Annotated in this window: 4 protein-coding genes; all 4 read left to right on the top strand. The window is 73.4% G+C overall.

The genetic code is table 11. The features are described from left to right. Window positions 1–150: 150 nt before the first annotated feature. The 4 genes from manD (at window position 151) to ABZ749_RS27315 (ending at window position 5,832) form a co-directional block, all read left to right on the top strand. Window positions 151–1,380 (top strand): D-mannonate dehydratase ManD, encoded by a 1,230-nt coding sequence (manD, locus tag ABZ749_RS27330; RefSeq protein WP_357232842.1) that lies wholly within the window; start codon window positions 151–153, stop codon window positions 1,378–1,380. A gap of 195 nt (window positions 1,381–1,575) precedes the next feature. Then, the gene (locus tag ABZ749_RS27325; RefSeq protein WP_357232840.1) at window positions 1,576–3,282 is read left to right on the top strand and encodes an ABC transporter ATP-binding protein; all 1,707 of its coding nucleotides are present in this window, start codon (window positions 1,576–1,578) and stop codon (window positions 3,280–3,282) included. Then, on the top strand, window positions 3,279–5,186 hold the full coding sequence (locus ABZ749_RS27320) for an ABC transporter ATP-binding protein (protein WP_357232838.1): 1,908 nt from the start codon (window positions 3,279–3,281) through the stop codon (window positions 5,184–5,186). The genes ABZ749_RS27325 and ABZ749_RS27320 overlap by 4 nt, the downstream gene beginning before the upstream one ends. 67 nt (window positions 5,187–5,253) lie before the next feature. After that, window positions 5,254–5,832 carry a sigma-70 family RNA polymerase sigma factor gene (locus ABZ749_RS27315; RefSeq protein ID WP_357232836.1) on the top strand — a complete coding sequence of 193 codons (579 nt, stop codon included), beginning with the start codon at window positions 5,254–5,256 and terminating at the stop codon, window positions 5,830–5,832. The last annotated feature ends 188 nt before the right edge of the window (window positions 5,833–6,020 follow it).

The following is a 6,020-nucleotide window of genomic DNA, read 5'->3' as shown; positions in this document are numbered from 1 at the left end:
AGAAGCACCGCCGGATGACCGAGTTCCTGGAGCGCCGCCGGCCGCGCTGATCCCGCGTACGCAGAAACGGCCGCACCGGCGTGAAGCCGGTGCCGATCGCCTTTGTCGGCCTAGAATCCACCCCCGGTTCTGAAGGACGAAAGGCACCCCGTGAAGATCGTCGCAGCAGACATCATCGTGACCAGCCCCGACCGGAACTTCGTCACCCTCAAGATCACCACTGATGAGGGCATCACCGGTCTGGGCGACGCCACGCTCAACGGCCGCGAGCTCTCCGTCGCCTCGTACCTGCGCGACCATGTCGCCCCTCTGCTGATGGGACGGGACCCGCACCGGATCGAGGACACCTGGCAGTTCCTGTACCGCTCGGCGTACTGGCGGCGGGGCCCGGTCACCATGGCGGCCATCGCCGCCGTCGATGTCGCGCTGTGGGACATCAAGGCCAAGGCCGCCGGCATGCCGCTGTACCAACTGCTGGGCGGTGCGTCCCGCACCGGCATCATGGCGTACGGGCACGCGTCGGGGCGGGACATCCCCGAGCTGTTCGACTCCATCCGCAGCCACCTCGACGAGGGCTTCCGGTCGATCCGGGTGCAGACCGCGGTGCCGGGGATCAACGCCGTCTACGGCGTGGCCGCGCAACCCAGCGCCACCGGCCAGCGCTACGACTACGAGCCCGCGCAGCGCACTCCGCTGCCCGCCGAGGAGGACTGGGACACCCGCGCGTACCTGCGCCACCTACCGTCGGTCTTCGAGGCGGTGCGTGCCGAGTTCGGCCCGGAGTTGCCGCTGCTGCACGACGGTCACCACCGGATGACGCCGATCCAGGCCGCCAAGCTCGGCAAGGCCCTCGAACCGTACGACCTGTTCTGGCTGGAGGACTGCACCCCGGCCGAGAACCAGGAGGCGCTGCGGCTGGTCCGCCAGCACACCACCACCCCGCTGGCCATCGGTGAGGTCTTCAACACCGTCTGGGACTACCAGACCCTGATCCGGGAGCAGCTGATCGACTACGTCCGGTCCGCTGTCACCCACACCGGCGGCATCACCGCGATGCGCAAGCTGCTCGACTTCGCCGCCCAGTACCAGATCAAGTCGGGCATCCACGGCCCGACCGACATCTCCCCGGTGGGGATGGCCGCGGCCCTGCACCTGGACCTGGCCATCCACAACTTCGGGATCCAGGAGTACATGAAGCACACCCCGTTGGCCAACGAGGTGTTCCGGCAGTCGTTCACCTTCACCGACGGCTACCTGCATCCGGGCGACCAGCCGGGGCTCGGGGTGGAGCTCGACGAGGAGGCGGCGGCCCGGTTCCCGTACGAGCCGGCGTACCTGCCGTTCAACCGGCTCAAGGACGGCACGGTCCATGACTGGTGAGCCGGGTGGCCGGCACGTGGCTCCGGCGGGGGAGCGGTAGCCGAGGCGGATGCGGACCGTCGACGCCGGCCCCGGCCGTCCATGGCAGGGCGGCCGGCGTCACCGCACTCCGGCGCCTGCGGCTGGCCGAGGGCGTGTTAGGTTAGCCTGCCCTCACCTACTGGAGTCTGCCGCTATGCCCCCATCGATCCGAGCATGACAGTCGCCGAGGTCAGTGGGAGCGTGGTGCTCCGCCGCGCCCTGCGCCGACAGCGCCGCCGGGTGGTGCTCGGCATCGTGCTGCTCTGCGCCCACCAGGCCACCGAGGCCCTCGTACCGGTCGCCATCGGCGTGATCATCGACCGGGCGGTGGCCACCGGGGATGTCACCGCGCTGCTGCTGTCCCTCGCCGGCCTCGCCGCCCTGTTCACCGCCCTCGCCTTCGCCTACCGCACCGGCGCCCGGCTGGCCTACGCCGCCGTCGAACACGAGGCGCACGCGACCCGCGTCGAGATCGTCCGGAGCGCCCTCGACCCGCGCGGACACCGCTCGGGTCTGCGCGACGGAGAGCTGCTGTCCATCACGGCCTCCGACGCTGAGCTGTCCGCGCTGGTCGTACGCGTCGCCGGGCTCACCGCCGCGGCGCTCACCGCGATCGTGGTCGCGGCCGTCGCGCTGCTCGTCGTCGACGTCCCCCTCGGGCTCGGGGTGCTCGTCGGCGTACCGCTGCTGGTCGTCGCCCTCCAGCGGATGGCGCCGTTGCTCACCCGGCGCAGCACGTCGCAGCAGGAGGCCCTCGCGGCCACGACGGCGCTCGCCGTCGACCTCGTCACCGGGCTGCGCGTGCTGCGCGGCATCGGCGCGCAGGACCACGCCGCCCGACGGTACGCGGGTGCCAGCCGACACGCCCTCGACGTGACCCTTCGCGCCGCCACCACCAAGGGCCTGCACCTCGGCCTCACCACCATGGTCAACGGACTCTTCCTCGCGACGGTCGCCGGTGTCGCGGGTTGGCTCGCGCTCCAGGGTCGGCTCACCATCGGCGAACTCGTCGCCGTCGTCGGGCTGGCCCAGTTCATCGCCGAGCCGGTGCAGACGCTCGGGTACTGCGTACAACTGTTCGCCATGGCCCGGGCCTCGGCGGCGCGGGTCGCCCGGGTCCTCGGCGCGGCGCCGGTCCTCGCGCCGGGTGACGCCGGGCCGCCCACCCCGAGCCCTTCCCGGCTCGCCCTCGACGCGGTCTCGCACGCCGGCCTCGACGCCGTCAGCCTGCACGTCCGCGCCGGTGAGATCGTGGGCGTGCTCGCCTACGACCCGAGCGAGGCCGAAGCGCTTGTCGCGCTGCTGGCCGGCCGGGTGCACCACGCGGACCACCGGGGGACGCTGTACGTCGACGGCGTACCCGTCGAGGACCTGCACATCGACGCCGCGCGCGCCGTGGTCCTGGTGGAGCCACACGACGTGGCGCTGTTCGAGGGCACCCTGCGCGCCAATCTCAGCGCCGATGCCCGCGTCGACGACACCGTCCTGCGGGCCGCCGTGCGGGCTGCCGCCGCCGAGGACGTGCTCACCGCACACCCGGACGGCTTCGACCGCCGACTCACCGAGCGGGGAGCGAACCTGTCCGGCGGTCAGCGGCAGCGGATCGGGCTCGCCCGTGCGCTCGTCGCCGACCCACCGGTACTGGTGCTGCACAACCCCACCACGGCCGTCGACGCGGTGACCGAGGCGCTGCTCGCCGAAGGGCTGGCCTCGGTTCGCGCGGCGGACACCCGAGCCACGGTGCTGATCACCACCAGTCCGGCCCTGCTGCACGTCACGCACCGGGTCGTCGTGATCGACAAGGGTCGGGTCGTCGCCGAGGGGCCGCACGAGCGGTTGCTCGCCAGCGACACCCGCTACCGGGAGGAGGTCCTGCGATGACCGACCCGTCGACCGCGAGCGGCAGGGAGACCCGGCAGTTGCTGCCGACGGCCACCGGCCGGCAGACCTGGGCCGCCCTCCGGACCGAGCTCGCCCGCCTGCCGGTGCTCAGCGCCGTCGCCGGCACGTTGCTGGTCGCCGCGTCCGCGACCGGGCTCGTCGCGCCGTGGGTGCTCGGTCGCCTCGTCGACGACGTCATCGCCGGCACCGACACACCGCAGGTGGTGGCCTGGGCGGGCGTGATCGCGGGTGCGGCGGTGCTCGCGGGGCTCCTCACCGCGGCCGGAGCCGCGGTCGCCGCACGCCTCGGCGAGACAGTGCTGGCCCGGCTCCGTGAGCGGGTCCTCGACCGTGCGCTGCACCTGCCGTCGGCCACCCTGGAACGAGCCGGGACCGGCGACCTGGTGGCCCGGGCCGGCGACGACGTGGCAGTGGTGACGAACGTGATCGCCACCAGCGGCCCTGCCTTCCTCGGCGCGACGCTGTCCGTCGTGTTGACCGCGCTGGGGCTCTTCGCCCTCGACTGGCGGCTCGGCATCGCCGGGCTGGCCGCCGCACCGGCGTACGCGCTGGCGCTGCGCTGGTACCTCAGACGGTCGGTGCCGTACTACGCCCGCGAGCGGGTGGCGACGGGCGAGCGTACGCAGGCGACGGCCGAGGCGCTGCGCGGCTCGGCGACGGTACGCGCCTACCGGATGGAGGACGCGCACGTCGCCCGGATCGCGGCTAGCTCCGGCGTCGCCCGCGACCTGTCGCTGGAGATCTTCGGCCTGTTCACCCGGTTCGGGCTGCGCATCAACAGGTCCGAGTTCGTGGGGCTGGCCGCCGTGCTGCTCGCCGGCTTCCTGCTGGTCCGCGAGGACCTGTCCACCGTCGGCGCGGCGACCACCGCCGCCCTCTACTTCCACCGCCTGTTCAACCCCATCGGCCTGCTGCTGTTCCAGTCGGACTCGGTGCTCCAGGCCGGCGCGAGCCTCGCCCGGCTCGTCGGGGTGACCACACTGCCGGACACCGCGTCGCCCGTCAGTCGCCGCCCGGCCCGCCCGGAGCGGCCCGAGCCCGCGGCCCTGGAGGTGACCGTCGCGCAGCACCGCTACGACGACGGACCTGTCGTGCTGCGGGACATCACCCTGCGTCTCGCCCCCGGGGAGCGCGTGGCGCTGGTCGGCGCGAGCGGCGCGGGCAAGAGCACCCTCGCCGGCATCATCGCGGGCATCGTCGAGCCCAGCCAGGGTTCGGTGCGCCTACGCGGCGTGCCGTTGGCCGACCTCGGCGAACACCAGCTCCGGCGGGAGATCGCCCTGATCAGCCAGGAGGTGCACGTGTTCGCCGGACCGCTCGCCGAGGACCTGCGTCTGGCCGACCCGGACGCCACCGACGCCGAGCTGACCCGCGCCCTCGACCTCGTCGGCGCCACCGGGTGGCTGCGTACCCTGCCGGACGGGCTGGCGACCGCGGTGGGGGAAGGCGGTCGTCAGCTCACCGCGGCGCAGGCCCAGCACCTCGCGCTGGCCCGCCTGGTTCTCGCCGACCCCGCCGTCGCGGTCCTCGACGAGGCCACCGCGGAGGCGGGCAGCGCGGGCGCTCGTGACCTCGACCGGGCCGCCGTGGCGGCCACCGAGGGCCGTACCACGTTGGTCGTCGCCCACCGGCTCAGCCAGGCGGCCACCGCGGACCGCATCGTCGTCCTGGACCAGGGTCGCGTCGCCGAGCACGGTACGCACGCCGAGCTGCTCGCGGCCGGTGGCGGCTACAGCAACCTGTGGCGATCCTGGCGTACGCCCGGCCCGGTGCCGCCGCCCGCCCGGGAGAGCACCGAGCGGATCCCGGGCCAGAGTCACCCGAATGTGGGAGCCCCGGGAACTTTTCCGGACCGGCCGGCGACAACCAGATTGCGCGGCTGACCGGCGGCGTCCCGACGACGGCCTCTCGGCCGAAAAGGAGCGCCCGTGGCACACAGGACGGTGGTCTGTGCGGACCGGCGGCGTTGACGACGCCCAGGTCACCCGGTGGGCGCAGGAGGCGGGCCAGGGCGACCGGCAGGCCGCGACGGCGTTCATCCGGGCCCTCCAGGACCAGGTCTGGCGGTTCCTGTCGCATCTCGCCGGGCCGGGCGAGGCGGACGACCTGACCCAGGAGACGTTCCTGCGGGCATTCCGCAACCTCCCCGGCTTCGCCGGCCGTTCGTCGGCCCGCACGTGGGTGTTCACGATCGCCCGACGGGTCGCCGTCGACCACGTGCGCACGGCGGTGGCCCGGCCGAGGCTGGCATCCGTGCCGGACTGGCAGGCGGCGGCCGAGGCCGCCGGGGCGATCACCGCCGGGGCCGACGAGAGCGTGACAGTGCACCAGCTGATCGCCGGCCTGACCCGCGAGCGCCGCGAGGCGTTCGTCGCCACCCAGGTACTCGGCCTGTCGTACGCCGAGGCGGCGGAGATCTGCCAGTGCCCGGTCGGCACGATCCGGTCCCGGGTGGCCCGGGCCCGCGAGGATCTCGCCGCGGCCTGGCAGCTCGACAGCGCCCCGAGCCACGAGCGCCGGATCGGCTGACGGCGGATTCCACAGGCACCGTGCGGCGTTCCTGACAAGTCACTTCGGTGGCGCTCAGCTAGACCGCCACGCACCTCACCCCCTTCCACACGTCAGCACCACCGGTCGACGACCGCCGCGATGACGATCGAGACGAGCGTCGCGGTGCGGCTGTTCAATCGCTTGCGGACCCGGCCGGCCGTGGTGGT

The sequence above is a fragment of the Micromonospora sp. NPDC047753 genome, from assembly GCF_040642735.1.
Classification (GTDB): Bacteria; Actinomycetota; Actinomycetes; order Mycobacteriales; family Micromonosporaceae; genus Micromonospora.
This window is presented reverse-complemented; position numbering and strand designations above follow the sequence as displayed.